21 protein-coding genes, 1 tRNA gene and 1 pseudogene are annotated in these 21,966 nt (G+C 63.7%); 6 read left to right on the top strand and 17 right to left on the bottom strand.

Going from position 1 to position 21,966, the window contains the following annotated elements:
* Positions 1-10: 10 nt before the first annotated feature.
* From AC5WEY_RS17235 to AC5WEY_RS17200, 8 genes are all read right to left on the bottom strand, one after another.
* Complete coding sequence (locus AC5WEY_RS17235; RefSeq protein ID WP_495646815.1) at positions 11-547, bottom strand: acyltransferase; 537 nt, start codon at positions 545-547, stop codon at positions 11-13.
* Between the two features lie 65 nt (positions 548-612).
* The gene (locus AC5WEY_RS17230; protein ID WP_495646814.1) at positions 613-1,941 is read right to left on the bottom strand and encodes a PQQ-binding-like beta-propeller repeat protein; all 1,329 of its coding nucleotides are present in this window, start codon (positions 1,939-1,941) and stop codon (positions 613-615) included.
* Positions 1,938-3,320 (bottom strand): hypothetical protein, encoded by a 1,383-nt coding sequence (locus AC5WEY_RS17225; protein WP_495646813.1) that lies wholly within the window; start codon positions 3,318-3,320, stop codon positions 1,938-1,940. Before AC5WEY_RS17225 ends, AC5WEY_RS17230 begins: the two co-directional genes overlap by 4 nt.
* A 107-nt stretch (positions 3,321-3,427) precedes the next feature.
* Positions 3,428-3,500, bottom strand: a tRNA-Ala gene (locus AC5WEY_RS17220).
* Positions 3,501-3,555: 55 nt separating this feature from the next.
* Positions 3,556-4,425 (bottom strand): divisome protein SepX/GlpR, encoded by an 870-nt coding sequence (gene sepX, locus AC5WEY_RS17215; protein ID WP_495646812.1) that lies wholly within the window; start codon positions 4,423-4,425, stop codon positions 3,556-3,558.
* A 144-nt stretch (positions 4,426-4,569) separates the two neighbouring features.
* Positions 4,570-5,217 (bottom strand): GNAT family N-acetyltransferase, encoded by a 648-nt coding sequence (locus tag AC5WEY_RS17210; RefSeq protein ID WP_057479168.1) that lies wholly within the window; start codon positions 5,215-5,217, stop codon positions 4,570-4,572.
* Between the two features lie 72 nt (positions 5,218-5,289).
* The gene (gene glp / locus AC5WEY_RS17205; protein WP_495646811.1) at positions 5,290-6,549 is read right to left on the bottom strand and encodes a molybdotransferase-like divisome protein Glp; all 1,260 of its coding nucleotides are present in this window, start codon (positions 6,547-6,549) and stop codon (positions 5,290-5,292) included.
* Between the two features lie 33 nt (positions 6,550-6,582).
* A complete protein-coding gene (locus AC5WEY_RS17200; protein WP_057479169.1) occupies positions 6,583-7,536 on the bottom strand; it encodes a UTP--glucose-1-phosphate uridylyltransferase in 954 nt (317 codons plus the stop codon).
* Between the two features lie 107 nt (positions 7,537-7,643).
* Here AC5WEY_RS17200 and AC5WEY_RS17195 point away from each other — a divergent pair, with 107 nt between their 5' ends.
* The 4 genes from AC5WEY_RS17195 to mscL all read left to right on the top strand — a co-directional run bounded on the left by AC5WEY_RS17195 (position 7,644) and on the right by mscL (position 10,009).
* Positions 7,644-8,240 (top strand): 5-formyltetrahydrofolate cyclo-ligase, encoded by a 597-nt coding sequence (locus AC5WEY_RS17195; protein WP_495646810.1) that lies wholly within the window; start codon positions 7,644-7,646, stop codon positions 8,238-8,240.
* Positions 8,241-8,384: 144 nt separating this feature from the next.
* Positions 8,385-8,738 (top strand): FmdB family zinc ribbon protein, encoded by a 354-nt coding sequence (locus AC5WEY_RS17190; protein WP_495646809.1) that lies wholly within the window; start codon positions 8,385-8,387, stop codon positions 8,736-8,738.
* Between the two features lie 88 nt (positions 8,739-8,826).
* Positions 8,827-9,489: an RcpC/CpaB family pilus assembly protein gene (locus tag AC5WEY_RS17185; RefSeq protein WP_495646808.1), complete on the top strand. Its 663-nt coding sequence runs from the start codon at positions 8,827-8,829 to the stop codon at positions 9,487-9,489.
* Positions 9,490-9,532: 43 nt separating this feature from the next.
* Positions 9,533-10,009 carry a large conductance mechanosensitive channel protein MscL gene (gene mscL / locus AC5WEY_RS17180; RefSeq protein WP_495646807.1) on the top strand — a complete coding sequence of 159 codons (477 nt, stop codon included), beginning with the start codon at positions 9,533-9,535 and terminating at the stop codon, positions 10,007-10,009.
* A 131-nt stretch (positions 10,010-10,140) separates the two neighbouring features.
* Here the strand turns inward: mscL and AC5WEY_RS17175 are convergent, their stop codons facing one another.
* The 7 genes from AC5WEY_RS17175 to AC5WEY_RS17145 all read right to left on the bottom strand — a co-directional run bounded on the left by AC5WEY_RS17175 (position 10,141) and on the right by AC5WEY_RS17145 (position 17,336).
* Positions 10,141-10,584, bottom strand: a complete 444-nt coding sequence (locus tag AC5WEY_RS17175) for a hypothetical protein (protein ID WP_495646806.1) — start codon at positions 10,582-10,584, stop codon at positions 10,141-10,143.
* Between the two features lie 144 nt (positions 10,585-10,728).
* Positions 10,729-11,502, bottom strand: a complete 774-nt coding sequence (locus tag AC5WEY_RS17170; RefSeq protein WP_495646805.1) for an MspA family porin — start codon at positions 11,500-11,502, stop codon at positions 10,729-10,731.
* Between the two features lie 772 nt (positions 11,503-12,274).
* Entirely contained in the window at positions 12,275-12,772 is a 498-nt protein-coding gene (locus AC5WEY_RS17165; RefSeq protein WP_495646804.1) for a MogA/MoaB family molybdenum cofactor biosynthesis protein, read from the bottom strand.
* An 89-nt stretch (positions 12,773-12,861) separates the two neighbouring features.
* Positions 12,862-14,406 (bottom strand): S1C family serine protease, encoded by a 1,545-nt coding sequence (locus AC5WEY_RS17160; protein ID WP_495646803.1) that lies wholly within the window; start codon positions 14,404-14,406, stop codon positions 12,862-12,864.
* Positions 14,407-14,528: 122 nt separating this feature from the next.
* A complete protein-coding gene (locus AC5WEY_RS17155) occupies positions 14,529-15,980 on the bottom strand; it encodes a HAMP domain-containing sensor histidine kinase (protein WP_495646802.1) in 1,452 nt (483 codons plus the stop codon).
* On the bottom strand, positions 15,980-16,666 hold the full coding sequence (locus tag AC5WEY_RS17150; RefSeq protein ID WP_032377306.1) for a response regulator transcription factor: 687 nt from the start codon (positions 16,664-16,666) through the stop codon (positions 15,980-15,982). Before AC5WEY_RS17150 ends, AC5WEY_RS17155 begins: the two co-directional genes overlap by 1 nt.
* A gap of 55 nt (positions 16,667-16,721) precedes the next feature.
* Positions 16,722-17,336, bottom strand: coding sequence for a trimeric intracellular cation channel family protein (locus tag AC5WEY_RS17145; RefSeq protein WP_495646801.1), 615 nt, complete (start codon positions 17,334-17,336; stop codon positions 16,722-16,724).
* A gap of 114 nt (positions 17,337-17,450) precedes the next feature.
* On the opposite strand from AC5WEY_RS17145, the gene AC5WEY_RS17140 reads away from it, so the two are divergent.
* Together AC5WEY_RS17140 and corA are read left to right on the top strand one after the other, a co-directional pair.
* Complete coding sequence (locus tag AC5WEY_RS17140) at positions 17,451-17,732, top strand: PASTA domain-containing protein (RefSeq protein WP_495646800.1); 282 nt, start codon at positions 17,451-17,453, stop codon at positions 17,730-17,732.
* A gap of 73 nt (positions 17,733-17,805) precedes the next feature.
* Positions 17,806-18,822, top strand: coding sequence for a magnesium/cobalt transporter CorA (gene corA / locus AC5WEY_RS17135; protein ID WP_495646799.1), 1,017 nt, complete (start codon positions 17,806-17,808; stop codon positions 18,820-18,822).
* A gap of 63 nt (positions 18,823-18,885) precedes the next feature.
* Here corA and AC5WEY_RS17130 read toward each other — a convergent pair whose 3' ends face one another.
* Positions 18,886-20,604 carry a metallophosphoesterase gene (locus tag AC5WEY_RS17130; RefSeq protein ID WP_495646798.1) on the bottom strand — a complete coding sequence of 573 codons (1,719 nt, stop codon included), beginning with the start codon at positions 20,602-20,604 and terminating at the stop codon, positions 18,886-18,888.
* 163 nt (positions 20,605-20,767) lie between these two features.
* Positions 20,768-21,949: pseudogene (locus AC5WEY_RS17125) on the bottom strand (RtcB family protein).
* Positions 21,950-21,966 lie beyond the last annotated feature (17 nt).

The raw sequence follows: 21,966 nt of genomic DNA, 5'->3' as shown, positions 1-21,966 counted from the left end.
GGAGAGTCGACTAATCGTTCAGATTGCGGACTCTTCTCGCCGGACTGCCCACGTAGACCCCGTCGGGATCGCAGTCCTTCGTCACCAGCGAGCCGGCACCCACCATGCAGCCCGCGCCGACCCGGACGCCCGGCATGATGACGGCACCGGAGCCCACCCAGGTTCCCGTTCCGATCGTCACCGGCTTGCCCACCAGGCGCCCGGCCCGTCGAGTCGGAGCGCCGACCTCGTGCGTGCTGGTCAACACGCGCACATGGTCCGAAAGGAAGACCCCATCACCGATATCGATGTCGGCGACCGTGTCGAAGTAGCAGCCGTAATTGACGAATGCACCCGCACCCAGCCTGAGTAGGCCTCGGCCCTGGACCGTCTGACCGCCGTAGACGAGCGCACGCGCACCCACCCGTACGCGAGCTCCCCGCAGCGCCCGTCCGCGGAGTACGGCGGGCAGAAGCGGGCAGTTCGCCAGCGCCACCACGGCCGATTGCCGCACCTGGAACAAAGCCCAGAAGACATCGTCGGCTACGTATCCTCGCCAACCGCGCATGAGCAGAACCTTAGCTGTGCGCAATGAGCCGACCGAGCAACACACGCGCGACTTACAGGAGTCCGTCAGCGGATCACGTTGATCCGGGCTTCGTTCAGCACGACAACTCCGTCGCGGACAGCGAACAGGTCTATTTCTTCCGACAGCCCCTCGGTGTTTCCGAGTAGCCCTTCCACCGACACCGGTTTCCGACGGGAGCCCGTGCTCGGATCGATCGCAACGATCTCCCCGAGATCGGACAGCCAGACGGCGTCGTCGTGCAGCACCTCGGGAGTGACCGGGAGCGGCTCGACAGTCGCGGGCCACGCCTGCGCGCCGGTGTGAAGATCGAGCGCAGGGGCTCCGCCCGCCAACACGACGTTCCCGACGATCGCGACGTCGCCGGTATACAAGCAGCCGTACTCGTCTTCGGCGCAGGACCAGATCTTCCGCCCCGTAGAGGGGTCGAAGGCATTGCCGTTCAACAGAACTGGGTCGTCCTGTTCCGCTGGTGCATCGATCGTCACTCGTTGATAGGCCTCGGCGTCGACGGTCCCGAGCACACGGCCGCGCGTATCGACCACGTCGGTCCGATACTCGAACAGGTCGCTGCAATGCCGCCCCAGGACGAAATGGACATCGGTCCCGCGAACCGAACGTGCTCGTACGCAGTCCGGCACACCGAAGCTCGAGATGATCTCACCGGTCTCCGCATCGAACACCGCAGTGGAGGAAAGAAAATTGGTGACGCCTACCCCGCCCACGAATTCGATCATGTCTCCGTACGGTTGCATTCCCACATATGTCTCCTCCATGGTCAGAGACCACCGGGAGTCCGGGTTGTCGAGGGTCCCCCGGTGAATCCGTGTGGTGTAGCCGTCGATCGCGCCTTCCATCACGTAGATGTCGGTGCCGTCCGTCGCGACGCTGAAGATTTCCCACTCCGTCGGATGACGGGTGACCGTGCCGTCGGCCGTGTTCACCGCAACGACATCGTGTCCGCCGGTGCACAACAGCAGTGCGCCGAGAAGTGATGTGGAGCAATTCGAGATGCTCTGCGCCGACGTCGTCCACCGCACGTCCCCGGTCGATGCGTCGATTCCGACCAACTCGGACTTGTCGAATTCCTGGGTTTCCTGGTTCGTCACGCCGACCTCGGTCACCAGAATCTCGCCCGCCTCGATGACGCCGCCTACCTTCTCACCGAACCGCGCACCCACGGGGTCGGCGAAGGTGGCGAAATCGTTGCCCACCACGTCGGCTGCATCGAGAGTCCACACTGCACCCGGCGATGTCGGCGTCGCCTGCGTTCGAGGCTCACTCTCCTGGTCCGAGGCACCCACCGACACCACAGCTGCACCGACGCTGACGATTGCCGCGACCGCACTGATCGCCAGCCGTCGATAGACGTTCACAGCACATCCAGTCCTTCGGCCGTCGCGATGTCACGGAGAATCTCGGCATCGAGCGGTTCGTCCGGGTTCTCGGCGTGTGAACGCACCTGCACCTGCGTACCCGACGGGTAGGTGACGGTCACCGATCGATACAATCCTCCGGTCGAACCAGATTGTGGCGCAGGCGAATACGAGTACGGCGATTCGTCCACCTGGACCACCGCTCCGCCGTCGAGCGTCTCCGTCGACAAGGGTCTGCTGGCGTAGGCGGGGTCGTACACGTCCGGGACGGTCGGCAGTTCCTGGCCCCCGCGAATGGAGATCGACAGGTCTGCGCCGGTGTCGAGCACGTCGACGTGCGTGCACACCACCCCGGGATCGAAAGCCGCGAGCATCAGGCTGTTCAGACCGTGATCGAAGCGCAGGCCCGTGTCGACACGCTCGAGCGCGGCGTTCATTTCTGATGCCGTAGCGGCGTCGATCTCCGCGCCGTCTCCGAAGAACGCGAACGAGTTGTCGCAACCCCTGGTCGGTTCGGGGGTGCCGGATGGAATCGCCGCGCTGATCTTGAGTTGTGGCAGCGATACGATCGACGTCAATTCGTCGATGGTGAGCACGACGTCTCGCTCGCCGACATTGCTCGACCGAAATCCTTCGCTGTCCGATGCTGTCGCCCTTATCTGCGAGCCATCCGGGGCATACGCCACTACCGACCGGAAGTTCGTCCGATCGTCGCCGTACTCGTACCACGATTCGTTTGCGTCCACGATCGTGCCGTCCCTCGCTGTCGTCCGCTCCTGGAGGGCACCGGCGACGCAGGGAGGAACATCTCCCGCCGCGGAGACATCGACGGCGAGCAGGCCCAGGGTAGGGCCGCGCCACATCTCGGCCGAAGCAGACGCTACCCCCGGCGGCTTCGGGTCTCCCGGTTCACTCGACGTCTGCGGAATCGGCTGGAAGACCAGCGACTCGCGAGTGCTCCCGAAAGCGACATCGACGCCGTTCGGCAGGGCATCGCCGAGTGCGTCGGTCATCATCACTGACCGGGGCCCTGAGTACCACGGGTACTGCGGATTGTCGTAACTGTCCGCACTGGTGACGATCTGGCCCCATGTGCCGGATTCCGGGACGGGGCGTTCGACGTCGTCGCACCCCGGGATGGTGGTGGGAAACTCGACCTCGGGACTGCGGAACGTAGTGTCAACCGGCTCGGAGGTCGGCTCCGGCGCGTCGATTGCGGTCGCCTCCGATGTCGGTGCCGCATCGGTTCGCGAGTCGGGTTGCTGCACGTCGCCGCGTTCCAGAACCGCTGCCAGACATACTCCGACAGCAACGATGGAGACAATCGTCAATGCGTCCGCCACCAGTCCGGCGCGACGAGGACCGAGGCGACTGAGCACCGGACAAACATACAGTTACCGATGCGAACCAGACACGCGTTCTCGGCCCTGTACGCGAAAACAGGCCCGATCGACAGTGTCGACCGGGCCTGTTCACGAATCCGGGGTGGAGCTGAGGGGAATCGAACCCCTGACCTTCTCGATGCGAACGAGACGCGCTACCAACTGCGCCACAGCCCCTTTGCCGTCGTCGAGACCGGCTCGGTAACCCTAGCAAAGCCGCGTCGGACGGCCGCTACGCGCCCTGCGCCCGGCGCATGTTCCGATCGTCGTCACGGCTGGCCTGGAACGGCTCCTCGTAGTGGTCCAGATGCTCGAACTCGGGATCCTCGTCGTCGATCTCGAGAACGACTGCGCCCGGTCGACGCAAGCGCTGCGGGACGAGCTCGAGCTCCTCATCGGTTTCCGATTCCACCCCGAGCCGGGACCGACCCATTCGGGTGAGCCGACGCCGGCGCACTTCTTCCTCGATCTGCACCTGCCGGCGCAGGTAGTAGAGGTATCCGACGAGGACGGCAACGGACAGACCGCACAGCCACCAGATCATCGGAGAAATGATGAACGCCAATGCCGCTGTGGTGATCGCTGCGAAAATCAGACCCAGTACTGCGCGCTGCCGGAAGGCATATCGCGCAGCGCGGGCGATGGCGTCGGCTTCGGGATCGAAACCGCCGCGGCCGCGTCGGCGAGGCACGAAGTCGTCGTCGACGACGCCGGGCTCGTGCGCGGCTGATCTCTCGCGCGCTGGTTCCTGCACCGGTGCGTCGCGTTCGAGATCGTTCTCTGCTGCGTGAGTGTCCATCGGGTCCTCCGCGGTACCGGGTAGATCGGGTGAGTCGATACGAACAGCCGCCACGGTCGGGCCGAAGATCTCACGGGCCGGAGCAGACACTCGGAGGTCGTCCTCCGGTCGCCAGTCGGGATCGCTGCGATGGCCGGTCGCTGGGCCGCGCTGCTTTCGCTTGGTGCCACCCCGATGCAGTACGCGTGTGGCGAGAGCCGCATCGGTGGTCTGCATGATCTGGGGACGCTTGGTCATCAGCATGGGAAGAAGAACGAAGAGCCAGACGGCCACGAGACCGATCCAGATGACCGAGTTCGGCATCGGCGATGTTCTCCTCCCTTGGCAACGGCGACAGGCGTGACGACATCAGGTTATGGGGAGGAGGTGCAAGATCGACGCAGACGCGCCGACTCGAATTACACTCCTGTCACTTTGACAACAGGAGTGCCATCTTTTCCGGGCAGATCAGGCCCATGCCGCGCGTCCCGCACGGACCAGCCGATCGACGACGGTTCCCTGCACTTCACCGGAGGTGATCGCCACGAGCTTGTGATCGCGCCATTCACCGTCGACGTCCAGGTACTTGTAGAGCAGACCTTCTTCGCGGAACCCGACGTTGCGCAGCACTGCCTGACTGGCGAGATTCTCCGGCCGCACCGTTGCTTCGACGCGGTGCAGTCCGACGGGGCCGAAGCAGTGGTCGAGTCCGAGTGCAAGTGCTGCGGTCGCCACGCCCTTACCGTTGACTTCCTTGGACACCCAGTAACCGATCCACGCGGACCGCAGCGCGCCGCGAACGATGTTGCCGGTGGTGATCTGTCCACAGAATTCGCCGTCGACCTCGATGACCATGGGCAGCATGTGTCCTTTGCGGGCCTCGGACTTGAGGCCGGAACACAGTGTGGGCCACGAAGAGATGTGGTGCCGTGAATTCCAGCTGCCTTCGCCGCTGGGCTCCCAGGGCTCGAGGTGGGCACGGTCTTCGGTACGAATCCGGCTCCAGGCTGCCGCGTCACGCACCCGTACCGGCCGTACCGTCACGGTTCCGCCGGCCACTCTCACAGGACCCAATTTCGCCGGCCAACCTGGGTGGCTCGACCACGTTCGCGGCATCCGTCGATCGTATGCGCTACGCGCAGTGGGGTGGTTAGGTGCCCTCCATGGCACTTGAACACGCCACTGGCGTCAGCCTCTCTGAGCGAGGAACGAAACCTTCACTTCTTCGCCGGTGCGGATTTCGATGACCTCGGGATCGATGACGACCAGGCAATTCGCCTCGGCAAGTGTCGCGAGAAGGTGTGACGACGATCCCGGCGCGCCGCCGAGCGCCTGAACCAGATACTCGCCGGTTCCCTCGTCGCGCATGAGTTGGCCGCGGAGAAATCCCTTGCGGTCCTCGATCGAGGTGATCGGTGCCACGGTTCGCGCCGTGACGGTCCGACGCATCGGCTGTCGTCGACCGAGCGCAATGCGAATCAACGGGCGCACCATCACCTCGAACACCACCAGCGCGCTGACGGGGTTGGCCGGCAGCAAGAAGGTGGGTACTTCGTCGCGTCCGAGCTGACCGAATCCTTGGACCGACCCGGGATGCATGGCGACTCGTTCGACCTCCATGTCGCCCAGCTCACCGAGCGCCTCCCGCACACCGTCCGACGCGCCGCCGCCCACTGCCCCGGCGATGACGACGATCTCGGATCGGATCAGTTGACCCTCGACCACCTCGCGCAGTCGCTTGGGATCGGTACTGACGATGCCGACGCGGTTGACGTCGGCACCGGCGTCGCGCGCTGCGGCGGCCAGTGCGTAGGAGTTGACGTCGTACACCTGTCCGGGCCCGGGCGTCCGGTCGGTGTCGACCAGTTCGCCGCCTACCGAGATCACCGACAGCCGAGGACGGGGATGTACCAGCACCTTGTCCCGGCCGACCGCTGCGAGCAGGCCGACCTGAGCTGCACCGATGATCGTGCCTGCCCGAACCGCTACGTCACCGGGCTGAACATCGTCGCCGATCTTGCGGACATAGTCACCCGAGCGCACCGGTCGGAACACTTTGACGCGGGCACGACCGCTGTCGGTGCGATCCAGCGGCAGCACCGCATCGGCCAGGGTAGGCAGTGGTGCGCCGGTATCGACGCGCACTGCTTGTCGTGGTTGCAGACGGATGGGTTGACGCGATCCGGCCGAGACCTCGCCGACGACGGGCAGCGTCAGGTCGATGCGCTCGTCTTCCTCGTTGCGCAGATCCGTGCCGGCGGCTGCTACGTCGACGCTGCGCACTGCGTAGCCGTCGATCGCCGCCTGATCGAAACCGGGAAGGGGACGCTCGGTGACCACTTCTTCGGCACAGAGCAGGCCCTGTGCTTCCGAGATGGCGACCCGAACAGGCCGTGGAGCCACCGCCGCTGCGGTCACTCTGGTCTGCTGATCTTCGACCGAGCGCATCTGGCCCTTCCTCTAGTACATCGACCCTCGATGCTATTCGTACGTTGTCAGTTCCGGTGCCCAGCTGTCACTCAAGCGTTCGTTCAGCCATTCGCGCAGCGCCGGACCGTAGTCGTCACGTTGCAAAGCAAAGTCAACCGCAGCGCGCAGGTATCCCCCGGGATTTCCGAGGTCGTGTCTCGATCCGCGGTGCACCACCACGTGGACGGGATGGCCTTCCGAAATCAGCAACGCAATGGCGTCGGTGAGCTGCAACTCGCCGCCGGCGCCGGGCTCGATGCGACGCAACGCGTCGAAGATAGCGCGGTCGAGTAGGTACCGTCCCGCGGCAGCCAGGTTGGACGGCGCGTCCTCCTGCTTCGGCTTCTCGACCATCCCGGTGACCTTGAGAACGTTCGGGTTGACCGCATCGGGCACGATCTCGACGGAGAAGACGCCGTAGGACGAGACCTTGTCGTCGGGGACCTCGATGGCGCACAGCACCGAGCCGCCGCGCTTGGCGCGCACCCGAGCCATGACGTCGAGCACACCGCGGGGCATCACCAGGTCGTCGGGGAGGAGGACTGCGACCGAATCCTCGTCGTCGTCGAGGGCTTCTTCGGCACAGGCGACTGCATGTCCGAGTCCGAGCGGCTCGTGCTGGATGACCGACTGCACGTCGAGGAGTTTGGGGGCGACGCGCACTTTTTCCAGCATTTCGAGCTTGCCGCTCGCTTCGAGCTTCTTTTCCAGAACGAGATCCTCGACGAAGTGGGCGACGACGCCGTCCTTGCCGGGTGAGGTGACGATGACCAACCGCTGTGCACCGGAATCGGCCGCTTCTCCGGCGACGAGTTCGATACCGGGTGTGTCGACGACCGGAAGCAGTTCCTTCGGAACGGTTTTCGTCGCCGGCAGAAACCGGGTTCCCATGCCTGCGGCGGGGACGATGGCCGTGCGGAAATGCACAGGCGTGGCGGCGGTCGTCGCTGTAACGGCTTCTGTCATGGTGCTCACCCTATCCATGGTTTCTGTAGATCTGCTCGCCGTGTGCTGCGTTCTACCCCCGAGTGCATATCGTTGAACGACAGCACAGGAAGGGTGGGTGAACCGTTGTGAGCGTTCCCGAATTATCGGAGAACACGCCCAAGGATCGTTGGCGGGCACATGTCCTCGCCGAACGCCGACTGCTCGACGATGCGCAGCGCGCGGTGGAGTCCTCAGCACTCTGCCATGTCGTGGCCGAGTTGGCTGCCGAACACCCGTCGGTGGCCGCGTACGTGCCGGTCGGCCGGGAGCCGGGGTCGATCGAGATGCTCGACGCGATGGTCCGTGCCGGCTCCACCGTCCTGCTTCCGAGTGCGCACGAGCCGGGACCGTTGCGGTGGGTGGTGTACACCGGTCGCGACTCCCTGGTCACTGCTCCGTTCGGTTTGCTGGAACCCTCCGGCCCTCTGCTGGAGCCCGACGCCGTCGCCGGCTGCTCACTGTTGCTGATTCCGGCGTTGGCCGTCGATCGGCGCGGTGTTCGGTTGGGCCGCGGTGCGGGCTTCTACGACCGCACACTGGACCTGTGCGGACCCGACGCGATGCTGGTGGCGGTGGTGCGCGACAGCGAAGTGGTGGATCGACTACCCAGCGAGCCACACGACCGAAGGGTGACGCACAGATTGACTCCCGGCGGCGGACTCGTACGCTCGGGTACGGAATAACGTTCCGATTCGATTGGTTGGCACTCCTGACTGTAGAGTGCTAATGCTCTCCCCAGTTTCGACGAACAGATAAGACACCGGCGGTGTTCGGCCTCGGCTCGCAGAGCAGCCAATCTCCTCGGTGACCAGCGCGGAGGAAACACGATGCCCACTTACTCATACGCCTGCACCGAGTGCGACAACCGCTTCGACATCGTCCAGTCCTTCACCGACGACACGTTGACGGTGTGCCCGGCGTGCTCCGGCAAGCTTCGCAAGCTGTTCAATTCCGTCGGCATCGTCTTCAAGGGCAGCGGCTTCTACCGCACCGACAGCCGCGGCGGTTCGAGCACCTCGAGCGAGGGCGCAGGCGAGAAGAAGTCCGATGCGGCCGCGAAGTCGGACTCCAAGTCCGAGTCCAAGTCCGACTCGAAGCCCGCCGAGAAGAAATCCTCCGATTCGTCGTCGTCGAGCTCCTCGTCTTCGTCGTCGACCACGAAAACTGCTGCAAGCCAGTAGCTTTCCGCTTCATCCACAGGCCGGGCCGTTATCCACAGCCCGGCCTTTTGGGCGTTCGAAGCGACCTCGGCGGCGTTAGCGTTCCAGCATGACCGCCGGCAAGAACCGACTCGACTCGACCCTGCTCGATCGCCTCACCCTGCGGCCCGCGTGGGTCAGCTCCCCGAAATTTCGGCGAGTCACCGCAGGCGCTTTGGTGGCACTGGCAGCGGTCTTGTTCGTCGACGACGCTGCCGGCGACGACCGAGTAGAAGTGATCACCGCCGGACGCGATCTGACACCAGGGACGGTCCTCACGCCGGCCGATGTGGTCGTCAGCGACTGGGATTCCGCCAGTGTTCCCGAGGGCGCACTGATGGATACGGGCGCAGTGGACGGACAGACGCTCACCGGGCCGGTACGAGCGGGCGAATTGCTCACCGACGTACGCCTACTCGGATCCCGGACGGCCACGACGGCACTGGGGACCGAGGCGCGCGTCGTACCGGTGCATCTCGCGGACGCCGGAGTGAGCGACCTGCTGCGTGAAGGCGATCGGGTCGATGTGTTGACCGTCGAGGTGCAGGACGACCCGAATGCCGTCCCTGCAGCCAGAGTTCTGGCCTCCGGGGCCATCGTCGTACTCGTCTCCGCCGACGCCGGGGGCAGCCGACAGCGAGATCGTGTGGTGCTGCTGGCCTTACCCACCGACGATGCGACGACGGTGGCCGCCGCCTCGTTGGTCAGTGCCCTGACGGTCACACTGCACTAACGTTTCTCGAGACAGAACATACCGAGCGTTGGGAGAAGGGCTCATGCTGAAGGGCTTCAAGGACTTTCTACTGCGGGGCAATGTTGTTGACCTTGCAGTCGCAGTGGTCGTCGGTGCGGCATTCACCGCCATCGTCACCGCATTCACCACGAATATCATCAACCCGCTTGTCGCCGCTCTCGGCGGTTCCAACGAATACGGCTTCGGGTTCCAGGTGACGTCGTCGCCGGAATCGTTCATCAATGTCGGCGCTGTCATCACCGCGATCATCAACTTCGTCATCATCGCCGCAGTGGTCTACTTCGTACTGATCCTGCCGGTGAACACCGCGAAGAAGCGCTTCGTCAGCCAGCCGGAGAAGGAACTGAGCGACGTGGACGTGCTGGTGCAGATTCGCGACATCCTCGCGGGGGGAACCGCAGCGGGACAGAAACTTTCGACGGCCGAAGATACGACCGGCGGAAGCGGCGAGGCTATGGATTCCTCCTCCCCCGACCTCGGTAAGCACTCCAGGGACTGATCTCTCTTTGCCCGCGCTTGATGGGCCCCTAAACGAATGAATGTGCCAGTCACGCACTCTGAGTGCGTGACTGGCACATTCATTCGTTGGTGGGGGTGATGATGGGACAGTCCGAGAGGGCCGTCGGGCGATCAGTTGGTGAACGTGGACAGCGGCAGCGCGTCGAGGGTGATCGTCGTGCCGTCGGCCTCGCAGGCAGACTTCACCGCTGCGCCGTTGTCGACGAACGCCTTACCGGATTCACTGTCGGTGGTCGAGAGCTCGAGGGTGTCCGCCGGCAGTCCATCACTGAAGGTAGTCAACGAACTGGCAACATCGCCTGATGCGGTGCCAGGCAGTGCCTTTAGCTTGTCGACTGCGGCCTGCTTGTCGGCGGTCCACTTGTCGATGTTCTCGGCGGATCCTGGTCCTGCCGCTGCCAGTCCCACGAATGCATTGTGGTCGGCGGCGAACGTGTTGCAGACGTCGGTGTTCTCGCCGGAGGCCGCGGACTCGTCGCTGCTACAACCGGCGGCGAGACCGAGAGAAAGGAGCGCTCCTGCAGCGACGACCGTGAAACGGGCTTTCGAGTGCATCTTCGGTTCAGTGCCTCTCTGTATACGTCGAACTACTTCTGTGCAGAACATAGTTCAGGCCCGTACGGAGTTATCCGTACGGGCCTGACTATGTCGATTTACTGCAGGTGATTCTGTCTCACCGAGCTACAACCGATTGGGAAATCAGTTGAGGCGAACCGGTGCACCGTAGGTGACTGCGGTGTCGCCGGTTGCGCTGGCGAGCGAGACGTACGGACGGATCGTGACGTTGCCCAGGATGCCGGTGGCGGTGCCGTGCAGGTTCGCGATCTGGATGGAGCCGCTGGTGCCTGCTGCATCGCCTTCGGAACCGGTGAGGTCTGCCGACTCGTCGATGACGGCGACTGCACCTTCGGACTGGATGACGCCGGGGCCGTTACCGAGCTCGATCTCTGCCGTTGCCTGCGGGATCAGCTGGACGCCGATATCGAGGGCACTACCGGACGTTGCTTCGGTCTCGATGTCACCGATATCGATACCACTGCCGTCGAGAGGAATTACTGCGCCAAGGCTCGAGTCGTTGCCGCTGGAGATGCCCAACTCTGCGGACGGAGTAGCCCACTCGATGGTGACAGTCCCATTGAGGCTCATCGGGTAACCGACCTGGTAACCGATCTTGAGGGTGCCCTCGAAGTCGTCGGCCGAGGGGCCCTGGACGTCGTAGGAAGCCCGGCCGTTGGCGAACCACTCACGGGTGAGCGGGCTGCCGTCGAGCGGAGCAACACCGTTGATGAAGGTGTCGGACAGGGTCACCGTGATGGTGTTGCCGTCGGCGTCGACGACCGAGTTGGAGCTGTCGACAGCGGCGGAAGCGGTTCCGGTACCGAGTACCAGGCCGACAACCGAAGCGCTGGCAGCAACTGCGACGCTCATGGACTTGAGTCCCCGGCTGCGCCGCGACTTCTGGATCTCCGTCATTTATTCCTCATCATGTTCAGTCCCAGCGCGGTGTCGCACGGGGAAGCTTGTGGCTTTCACCCTCGAACTAGATCGGCCGCAACGATGCGAACGAGCCCGAGCCGGATGGAGCCGTGAAGGCCACATCCTCGTTCAACTGTTCCGAGATTAAGGGCGCGGCACCGGTTGGTCCCACGCCCTGATCCTTGGAAGCTGAGGGGAACATTAGAGGAGATGCCTGACCGTGACAATCCCTACGATCGGCCATCAAACGTTGCCGACTCGTGATGTGTTTCGACGGCGTGAACAACTTTCACAGCAGTGTTAGCGATAACCGGGGTCACAGCATCTCGCGGAAGCGCCGAACCGTTACATCCGTCTCATTCGAGTAAACCCACCCTGATGTGGGAATACACCGACACGACCGTGTCCGGATCGGCCGAATAGTCCGGTCTGCATCGCGTCCACTGCGCCCGATTTGAGGCTTGGCGTCCCAAGCTACTGCCGGGTAGCTCACTAACGCCAGGTAAACGAGTAACTAACAGACCTGTCATTCCAGCCAAGAAAATGTGTCGTGGATCACATCAAAAGTAATGGGGTGGTCGCTGCTGTTCCAACCATTCGTCCGACTTCGATCCGCTCGACCCTGCACCCGGACCGTCGTGTCGCTCGTCCCCGGTCATCTCCGGAAGTACCTCGCCGAAGATGCGAGCGAGCCGGGCCCGTTCTGCTCGGGCCCGGCTCGCTTCGTCTTCGGCCGATCGATCGTCGTTCGGCTCGTCCATCGGTATCGCTACGCGTCCAGCCCCGACAACTCGGCAATGACCTGGCTGGCCAACGGAGTCAGCGTCGCCATCCCGTCGCGAATAGCGGCCCGCGACGACGCCAGGTTGACCACCAGAGTGCTGCCGGAGACGCCGACCAATCCTCTGGACAAGCCCGCTTCCAGCGACCCTGCTGCCAGACCGGACGAACGCAATGCCTCGCTGATGCCCGGAATCTCACGATCGAGTACCTCGGCGGTGACATCAGGGGTCACATCTCGCGGCGAGACGCCGGTGCCGCCGATGGAGACCACCAGATCGACACCACCGATCACCGCCGTATTGAGCGCGTTGCGCACGTCGACCTCGTCGGCAGTCACTGCAACGACGCCGTCGACGAGGAAACCTGCCTCGGTCAACAGTTCGGTGACGAGAGGTCCCGTCGAATCCTTCTCGGTGCTGTGCGCAGTCCGGTCGTCCACGATGACGACCAACGCGCGTCCTGCCAGTGGTGCGTCGAGTTCCATACCGCTCACCGTAGTAGTAAGGCCTCCACCCGGCTCACGCTGTGCGTAAATCGTTGCAACCGTCCCGTGCCTGCCCGCTTCCCGCAACATCAGCGACCGCCCGGGAACGACGGGATCTGGAAGGGCAACTGCTGCTCCTGCTGCTGCGTCTGAGGCTGCTGCTGAGACGCCGCGGGCTCTGCGGTTCCGAGCGTCACCTTTGCCGTCTTCTCACTTCCACCGTCGGTGTAGGTGACGGTGACGGAATCCCCGGGCGCGTGCGAACGCACCGCCGCAATCAGCGCGTCACCGCTCGAGATGATGCGATCGTCAAGCTTGGTGATCACCGCACCCTTCGGAATTCCTGCCGACGCCGCCGGTCCACCCTCGGTGGCCTCGACGACGGTCGCGCCGTTGGCGTCATCCTGCGACGGCACCTGCACCCCGATCATGGCCTGCGTGGCCTTGCCGGTGGTAGCCAACTCATCGGCGATGCGCTTGGCCTGATCCACGGGAATCGCGAAGCCCAGGCCGATGGAGCCGCTCTGCGCGCCGGACCCCTCGCTGCCACCCAGCGTGGCGATTGCGGTGTTGATGCCGATCAGCTGGCCCTCGGTGTTGACCAACGCACCACCCGAGTTGCCCGGGTTGATGGCCGCGTCGGTCTGGATGGCGTCGATCACCGAGTTCTGGTTGCCGGATTCACCCGACGTCGAGACCGGGCGATTGAGCGACGACACGATGCCGGTGGTGACGGTGCCCGCCAAGCCCAACGGTGAACCGATCGCGACAACCTGCTGTCCCACTTCGAGATTCGACGACGAACCGAGTTCGATGGGCGTCAGATCGGTCTTGCCCTCGGCCTTGATGACCGCCATGTCCGACACCGAATCGGCACCGACGAGCGTGGCATCGGCCACCGAGCCGTCCGAGAACGCAACGGTGAGTTTGCCGTTGGCTCCCGCCCCCGTCGCGACGTGATTGTTGGTGAGGATCAAACCGTCACTGCTCAGAATGACGCCCGAGCCCTCCCCCTCCTGCTGAGAACCCTTGACCTGAATCTGAACCACGCTCGGGAGGACCTTGTTCGCGACGGCCTGAACGGAGCCGTCGGGGAAGTTGGCAGCCGGCTGCGCAGCTGTGACGGTCGAGTTCAACGAATTGCTCACCGAGCCGCCGTTGCCGTTGGCGTTGTTGGTCGCGATCGCACCGACCGCGCCGCCGATTCCGCCGCCGACCAGAACGAGCGCGATAGCGCCGGCGACCAGCGCCGAGCGACCCGACCGGGTCTTCACAGCGCCCGGAGCCGAATTCGACTGCGGTGCAACGTGCTGCGGCTGAGCATGGACCTGCGTGGACGCCTGAGGATGACTCTGCTGGCCGTAGGGCCCGTAGCCGGGCTGATAGGACCCCTGCCCGTAGCCGGCGTACTGCTGCGGGTAACCCTGCTGCGGCGGCTGCGACCCTGGGTTGTGAGGCTGGCCCTGCTGGGATGGAAACTGCTGCGTCGGGTGCTGCTGGGCGGGATCCTGCTGGGTCGGATGCTGCTGGGCCGAGTAGTTCTGCTCGTCGCCGCCCGAAGCCCGGTTCACCGGATGCTGCTCGGACCCGGCACCCTGCCCGGGCTGTTCGGATTCGTTACGGTCGTCACTCATCGTTGCTGCTTCCTTCAGTAGGGACCTCGACTTCCGAGGCCCGCCCGCCTTCTTGCTACTCACTGTGCAGGGCGGTACTGAGAGCGCGCTGAGATCCGCCTATCAGTTTCCCGAGAGTGCGGTCAGTGTGCCGAGAGTGTGTTCGGATCCGGGGCACCTTCGCCCGGTAGCACGATCCGAATGAGCGCACCGCCGCGTTCGGATACCTCGACCCCGATGGTGCCTCCGTGCTTGACGACCACCTGTCGCACGATCGCAAGCCCCAGACCGGATCCCGGCATCGAGCGCGATGCCGTGGAGCGATAGAAGCGCTCGAACACCAACTCGCGATCTTCCTCGGGGATACCCGGGCCCGCGTCGTCCACCGTCAACTCGAGCAGACCATCAGCGATCTGCCGCATGGCAATTCGCACCTCGCCGCCGTTCGGACTCCACTTCGCTGCGTTGTCCAGCACGTTCAGCACGGCCCGCGACAGTCCCGCCTGGTCGCCGTAGACGAACCAGGGCATCAGCGTTGCGTCGAAGTCGATTTCGTTGCGACGTCGGCGTGCTCGTTCCAGACTGCGTTCGACTGCATCTGCCAGGTCCACACGCTCGAACACCGTCTCCGGTGCGTCCTCCCGCGCCAGATCGACCAGATCCCCTACCAGCGTGGACAGTTCTTGAATCTGCGCCACCACGTCGGTTCGCAGTTCGGCCATGTCCTCGTCCGGAATGGACGGCGCACCAGGGCGACCGGCCGCGATGAGCAACTCCATGTTGGTCCGAAGCGAGGTCAACGGTGTCCGCAGTTCGTGGCCTGCGTCGGCGACCAATCTGCTCTGCCTGCCCCGGGATTCGGCGAGTGCCCGGAGCATCGTGTTGAAACTCTCTGTCAACCGGGCCAATTCGTCGTCACCGGTGACCGGGATCGGCGTCAGATCGTCGGTACGCGCCACTCGCTCGGCGGCAGCCGTCAGTCGCGCGATCGGCCGTAAACCGGTACGTCCCACAGCCATACCTGCTCCGGCAGCCAACACCACTCCGCAGCCGCCGACGATCAACAGGACCCACGCCAGCCGGTCCAGTACTTCTCCGGTGGGCAACAGCCGCTGCGCCACGACGAGGGTGCTGCCGTCATTGGTCCGGATGGCCAGCACTCGCTGGTCGTCGAGCGTCCGCAGCGACGACTGCTGATCGCCCCGCACCACAGCGAGTTCGGCGTCGCCGATAGGCACCTTCGGCCCCGGTGGGTTGTAGCTGGACATGTCCGGATAGATCAGAGCCACACTCACGTCGGTGCTGTACAACGTGGCACCGGCAACGAAGCGAGGGTCGTACGAGACGAGGGTCGACTCGGCCAGAGCCGAAGCACGAGAACGCAATTGCGTGTCCACATCGCCGTACAGCGCTCGCGAGACCACCGTATACGCGGCAATGGCCATGACTGCCACCGCGATTGCGACGACCGAGGCCGCAAGTAATGTCACCCGCCAGCGCAGGGACACAGACCGCGTCAGCGGTGTCGGTGGTCGCATCGGAGTCGGTGCGCTCCCACCGGCGTCGGCCGTCTTGCGTCCGAACGAAGCAACCATCACGGGGGCGTTTCGCGAAGTACGTACCCGACACCGCGCACGGTGTGGATCAGCCTCGACTCCCCCTCCGCCTCGGTCTTACGTCGGAGATAACCGACATACACCTCGAGCGCGTTGCCCGACGTCGGGAAGTCGTAGCCCCAGACTTCTTCGAGGATGCGACTTCTGGTGAGGACTCGGCGCGGATTCGTCATCAGCATCTCGAGCAACGAGAATTCGGTTCGGGTGAGGCTGATGGAGCGCTCGGCACGCGAGACCTCCCGGGTGACCGGGTCCAGAGACAGGTCCGCGAACGTCATGGTCTCCGAGTCGATGCCCGCTTCCATCGCGGTGCGCCGTAGCAGCGCGCGCAGACGGGCCAGTAGTTCTTCGAGCGCAAACGGCTTGGGCAGATAGTCGTCGGCACCCGCATCGAGACCGGCAACGCGCTCGGAGACAGAGTCCCGAGCCGTCAACACGAGGATCGGCAGGTCGTCGCCCACACTGCGTAATCGTCTGCACACTTCGAGGCCGTCGAGCCGAGGCATCATCACGTCGAGTACCAACGCATCGGGGCGTCCCGCCGCCACCTGCTCGAGCGCGTCGAGCCCGTCGACCGCCAGGTCCACGGTGTACCCGTTGAACGTCAGCGACCTGCGCAACGACTCACGCACGGCTCGATCGTCGTCGACCACCAATATCCGCATTCGTACAGTTTGTCCTGGTCGACTGAGATCTGTCTGAGAGGGGTACCTACTCCCCCTAGAGCACTGGAAGGTTCCGAGCCAGCGGGAGGTTCCACTTCCGCCACAACGCGAGCAGACGCAACCCCGTCGCGAGCACTGTTCCCACGACCAGTCCCACGTTCTCCGGCAGCGTCAGAACGTCTGCCAATACGACCATCGACGCGCCGAGCAACGCCGGCAGGGCGTATAGGTCTCGATGCAGGAGCAGGGGCACTTCGTTGACCAGCACGTCTCGGATGACGCCACCGGCCACCGCCGTTGTGGTGCCGATGAGGGCTCCCGACAGGGCGCTTCCCCCGGAAGCCAACGCGATCGTCGCACCGGTCGAGGCAAACAATCCCATCCCGAAGGCGTCGAGCACGAGAACGCCACGTCGGACCTTTCCCATCTGTCGATGAGCCACGAAGACCGCCAACGACGCGAAGAAGCCGACGGTGAGATTCGGCCACGTGTCCAACGACGTCGGCGGATGGATGCCGAGGAGAAGATCACGGATGATTCCGCCGCCGATGCCCGTCGTGATTCCGACGACGCAGACTCCGAACAGATCCAACCGGCGGTGCACTCCGACCAAAGCACCTGACGCCGCGAAGACTGCGATACCGATGTAGCCGAGGAGGTCGAGAAGCATCGGATCAGCATGTCACGGCACTGACAGCAGCTTCACAGCAACATCCGAGGGGCGACTCAGCATCGGCGAGCAGTGTCGTGTTGTCAGCGATTCCGCCTCACCGAGGAGAACATCATGCGTATCGGATTCAAGAAGACCATCGCCACGATCGCCGTAGCCGGTGCCCTCTCACTCGGCGGAGGTGCCGTCGCTCAAGCCGCGCCGGATCGGGCCACGATCCCCGTTGTCGCGGGGAGCTCTGAATCGGACGCGCTGAAGTCACTCTCGGATGCCGGCTTCACCGACGTCATTACCGACTACGACCGCCCCGACGCGACCGTGATCGGAACGAATTTCCAGGCCGGCACCAAAATCAGCGAAAACGCGACCATTCTGGTGATCGTCGGCAACGGCTAGCTCGGCCGTTCACACGATAGTCTCGATCGGGTGCCGTCCGGCACGTCTGTTTCTCGAACCGAGGTGATCCGAAATGCCGATCGTCGACAACGCCGTCTACGTCGAGGGGAAGCGAACCGCTAATCCCGAGAGCCTCGATATCACCTTCGAGTGCATGCGAGATCGCCACGGAATGGCATGGATCGGCCTCTATCGGCCTGAGCTCACCGAAATCAACGCTGTAGCAACTGAATTCGGTCTGCATCGACTGGCAGTCGAGGATGCCATTGCGGCCCATCAACGACCGAAACTCGAACGGTACGCCGAGCAGCTCTTCGTCGTACTCCGCCCCGCCCGATACATCGACGAGACCGAAAAGGTCGAATTCGGTGAATTGCACATTTTTCTCGGCGTCGATTTCGTTGTCACCATTCGCCACGCCGAATCGCCCGAACTCGGGAAGGTGCGGCATAGACTCGAGGAATCGCCCGAATTGCTCGGGCTCGGGCCCGAAGCAATCCTGTACGGCATCCTCGATCAAGTCGTCGACGAGTACGTTCCGGTCATCAAGGGACTGCAGACCGACATCGACGAGATCGAGGATCAGCTGTTCACCGGCGATCCGAGCGTCTCGCGTCGAATCTATTCACTACTGCGTGAGGTATCCGAATTCGACCGCGCCGCAAAGCCTCTGGTCGAGATGATCGAGTCACTCAAGCGCGGTTCGGACAAGTATCACGTCGACGTCGAATTGCAGCGCAATCTTCGCGACGTGCTGGACCACGCGATCCGCATCTCCGACCGCATCGAGGCATTTCGGTCCAATCTGCAGAACGCAATGACCGTGCACTCCACCATGGTGGCGCAGCAGCAGAACGAAGAAATGCGCAACATGACCCAGGTCAGCCTGGAACAGAACGAACAGGTCAAGCGCATTTCGTCCTGGGGCGCAATACTTTTTGCGCCCTCGCTCATCGCCGCCATCTACGGAATGAACTTCGACGACATGCCGGAGTTGAAGTGGCAACTCGGATATCCGATGGCACTGATTGCCATGGTGATCTGTTCGAGCGCGCTCTACGTGGTGTTCAAACGCCAGAAGTGGTTGTAGAGCGGCTTCGCCGCAGGTGAGCGGAAATTCGTAGAGGGGGTCGAAGTTTCGCTCACAAGGGTGTCAGGACGAACCGAAGATCGGGGCGACGGGGATTGTCCGCTCGAAGGTGAGTCGGTCGAACTCGTTGCCGTATTCGTCGATGGCACCGATGATCATCTTGCTGGGCGCGATCCCCGGAATGCCCGGCACCACATCGACTCTGACGAACGAGTAGTTCAGGAATCGCACCCGAGACCAGGTGATGGACTCGGCCGACTTGGTGCCGTCCGGTGCCCACACGTAGCTGTTGGGAACTGCGGTATCGGGCAACTCGTTGCCTCGGTAGCTGACGCCCTCACCGTCCTGGAACGTGTATCGAGGACGGCCGCCACCGCCGACGGTGTAATACACCGTGCCGTCGGTCTTTCCGCACACCGTCGCGTTGTCGCCGGCCACCCGCGTCGCACGATTGCCGCGGATGGGATCGGTGCGCTCGAAGACGTGATTGTGAGCCTGCAGCACCACATCCACCTCGTACTTGTCGAACAATGACACCCAGGCGTCGCGCACGCCGCCGTCGCTCGCGTGGGTGGATGTCGTCGAGTACGCGCAGTGGTGGAAGAAGCAGACGATGAAGTCGATGTTCGGATCGGCGCGGTACTTCGCGAGAGTCTGCTCCACCCAGGTGTTCTGGGCGCCGCCGCTGTAGCCCGTGTTGGCCTTGATCTCGTAGCTGACGTCGTTCGCGTCGAGTGAGAGAACGGCGGTGTTGCCGTACACGAACGAGTAGGCCGACGGGCATCCCTTGGGCCCGGTGGTCGGCTGATCGAGACGTGCTGCGTGGCCGCCATATCCGTTGGGGCTGTACAGCGCTTCCATGTCGTGATTGCCGGTGGCAAACAACCACGGAGCGGTGGACGCGCTGGCCTCGATGGCCTGGAAGTAGCCGTCCCAGACGAAGGGGTTGAACTTGTCGAACCCCTTCGGCGGCGTCTGTCCGTGCTTCGCGAACTGCGGCGGCAGACCGGCACCCGAAGGATCCGCGTAGGCGATATCGCCGGCGAGAATGTGGAAGTCCGGACGCGACGCCTCGATCTGCCGATTGATGTTGCGCGCGTGCTTGACCGACGGTTCGTTGTCTGCCTTGTAGTACAGGTCGTCGTAATCTCCGGCCACCAGACCAGGCGGCTGCGAGGGTGTTTCGTCGACACCCTGATCGCCCATCATCGTGAAGCGGAACGGAGCGATACGACCGGTCGGCAATGCCGGAGACGCGCTCCGGATGTCGCTGACGAAGCCGTCGGCGGTGCGCCAGCGGTAGTAGTGCGGCAGCTTGGGCGTCAGATTGTCGACGGGCACGTGCACGTAGTACTGCTCCGCCGAGAGAATTCCGCCGTCGGTCTGCGGCACCTGGCTGATCAGGTTGCGCACCTCGGCGGACGTCGTCGCGCCCAGTGCAGGCGTAGGGCCGTGGTCGAGAAAGACGCCGGTGAGGCCGGGATTGCGCGAGAGTTGAGCAGAGAACCGCAGCTGAGTCGCCGGGTCGTTTCCGAATCCCATGTGTCGGCCCGCTACGGCCAACGGGGCGTCCTGCGCGTAGGCGGTGCGAGCGAACACCGAATTCCCGACGCCTACCGCGGCAGCCGTAGCGGCGGCTCCCACCAGGAAGTTACGTCGGCTGACCGGGTGCCGACGCAGGAACGACCGATGCCAGTCGTGCTGCTCGGCCATGGTCATGTTCTCGGCGAGAGTGCCCGGGATTCCGGTCGCGACGGTCTCGCCTGCGGGATTGAGCGTCATGCATCGATCGTGACCGCAGAGCCCCCTCGGACGCTGAACAGAACGGAGCACGATAGGTGAACAGATGGAGAACACCGATGCACAACGGGACGAACGGGGACAATCCCGTCGTGCACGGAACTTCGTAGCCCACTACGAAGTTCCGTGCACGACCGGACAGTGCTCAGGTCCCCTTCACGTTGAGGATCTGCCGCAGCTCGTGCTCGATGCTCACCAGGTCACGGGCATCCTCCATCACGACGTCGATGGACTTGTAGGCGTCCGGAATCTCGTCGATGAAATCTGCACTGTCGCGGAACTCGATTCCCTTCATCCGCTCTTGCAGGTTCTCGTGGGTGAACCGCTTCCTGGCTTCGGTCCGAGAGAACTGTCGTCCTGCACCGTGCGGTGCCGAGCACAGGCCGGCCTTGGAACCCTTACCGACGACCACGTATGAACGAGTTCCCATCGACCCCGGGATGATCGCCCTAACACCCTCGTGTGCGTCGACTGCACCCTTACGAGTGAGCCACACGTCCTTGTGCGCGTGCGTTTCCTTCACCGTGTAATTGTGATGGCAGTTGATCCGCTCGACCTCGCGATGATCGTCGGTTCCCACCTACTCGGCAAACACCGCGCCGAACCGATCCATCATCTCGGCGCGATTCAGGTAAGCGAACAGCTGCGCCCAATTCAGGTCTCGGATGTACTGCCCGAATTCACGGGAGCTTTCGGGCAGGTACGCCAGATCCTTGTTGGGCAACGAGATCCACCACTGCGCACACAAGCGTTGCGCGATCGCGATGTGCTTCTTGGCGATCTTGTTGCCGACGCCCCTCGACCCACTGTGCAGAAACAGCCACACTCGATCGGTCTCGTCGAGGCACAGCTCGATGAAGTGGTTGCCGCCGCCCAACGAACCGAGCTGCTCACGCCACTGCGGTGAGTGGTTCAGCTCGACACCGTCCTTGGCCGCCAACTCCTCGAGTTCGAGTAGCTTCGGTGCGGTGAAGTCCCACCGGTCGACGCCGGCGTTGTAGTTGCCGGGCGACAGCGGGATGCTTGCCTCGATCGCGAGTCGCAGGTCCGTAAGATTACGGCCGTCGACGTCGTCGAGCATGAATTCCGTTCGGACACCGATCATTCCGCAGCCGATATCGACACCGACGGCGGCCGGAATGACAGCGCCCAGCGTGGGAATCACTGTGCCTACGGCGCTTCCCATACCGCTGTGAGCGTCGGGCATCAGGGCGACGTGCGGATGCACGAACGGCATCGACGCTGTTTCGCGAGCCTGCTCGAGCGTCTTGTCCTCGAGCTGTGACGCCCAGTTGAGCAGCCGTAAGCCCACCTTGTTCGGGGGCATGATGTTCCTTCCTGCCC

The sequence above is a fragment of the Rhodococcoides sp. S146-33 genome (assembly GCF_059489205.1).
The sequence above is the reverse complement of the archived record's forward strand: the minus strand, read 5'-3'. Positions and strand labels throughout refer to the sequence as shown.

Bases quoted from the DNA above. Each gene is read 5' to 3' on its own strand.
- AC5WEY_RS17235 (WP_495646815.1), bottom strand. From the start codon at position 547: ATGCGCGGTTGGCGAGGATACGTAGCCGACGATGTCTTCTGGGCTTTG.
- sepX (WP_495646812.1), bottom strand. From the start codon at position 4,425: ATGCCGAACTCGGTCATCTGGATCGGTCTCGTGGCCGTCTGGCTCTTC.
- AC5WEY_RS17210 (WP_057479168.1), bottom strand. From the start codon at position 5,217: ATGCCGCGAACGTGGTCGAGCCACCCAGGTTGGCCGGCGAAATTGGGT.
- glp (WP_495646811.1), bottom strand. From the start codon at position 6,549: ATGCGCTCGGTCGAAGATCAGCAGACCAGAGTGACCGCAGCGGCGGTG.
- AC5WEY_RS17200 (WP_057479169.1), bottom strand. From the start codon at position 7,536: ATGACAGAAGCCGTTACAGCGACGACCGCCGCCACGCCTGTGCATTTC.
- AC5WEY_RS17190 (WP_495646809.1), top strand. From the start codon at position 8,385: ATGCCCACTTACTCATACGCCTGCACCGAGTGCGACAACCGCTTCGAC.
- AC5WEY_RS17185 (WP_495646808.1), top strand. From the start codon at position 8,827: ATGACCGCCGGCAAGAACCGACTCGACTCGACCCTGCTCGATCGCCTC.
- mscL (WP_495646807.1), top strand. From the start codon at position 9,533: ATGCTGAAGGGCTTCAAGGACTTTCTACTGCGGGGCAATGTTGTTGAC.
- AC5WEY_RS17175 (WP_495646806.1), bottom strand. From the start codon at position 10,584: ATGCACTCGAAAGCCCGTTTCACGGTCGTCGCTGCAGGAGCGCTCCTT.
- AC5WEY_RS17170 (WP_495646805.1), bottom strand. From the start codon at position 11,502: ATGACGGAGATCCAGAAGTCGCGGCGCAGCCGGGGACTCAAGTCCATG.
- AC5WEY_RS17165 (WP_495646804.1), bottom strand. From the start codon at position 12,772: ATGGAACTCGACGCACCACTGGCAGGACGCGCGTTGGTCGTCATCGTG.
- AC5WEY_RS17160 (WP_495646803.1), bottom strand. From the start codon at position 14,406: ATGAGTGACGACCGTAACGAATCCGAACAGCCCGGGCAGGGTGCCGGG.
- AC5WEY_RS17155 (WP_495646802.1), bottom strand. From the start codon at position 15,980: ATGGTTGCTTCGTTCGGACGCAAGACGGCCGACGCCGGTGGGAGCGCA.
- AC5WEY_RS17150 (WP_032377306.1), bottom strand. From the start codon at position 16,666: ATGCGGATATTGGTGGTCGACGACGATCGAGCCGTGCGTGAGTCGTTG.
- AC5WEY_RS17145 (WP_495646801.1), bottom strand. From the start codon at position 17,336: ATGCTTCTCGACCTCCTCGGCTACATCGGTATCGCAGTCTTCGCGGCG.
- AC5WEY_RS17140 (WP_495646800.1), top strand. From the start codon at position 17,451: ATGCGTATCGGATTCAAGAAGACCATCGCCACGATCGCCGTAGCCGGT.
- corA (WP_495646799.1), top strand. From the start codon at position 17,806: ATGCCGATCGTCGACAACGCCGTCTACGTCGAGGGGAAGCGAACCGCT.
- AC5WEY_RS17130 (WP_495646798.1), bottom strand. From the start codon at position 20,604: ATGACGCTCAATCCCGCAGGCGAGACCGTCGCGACCGGAATCCCGGGC.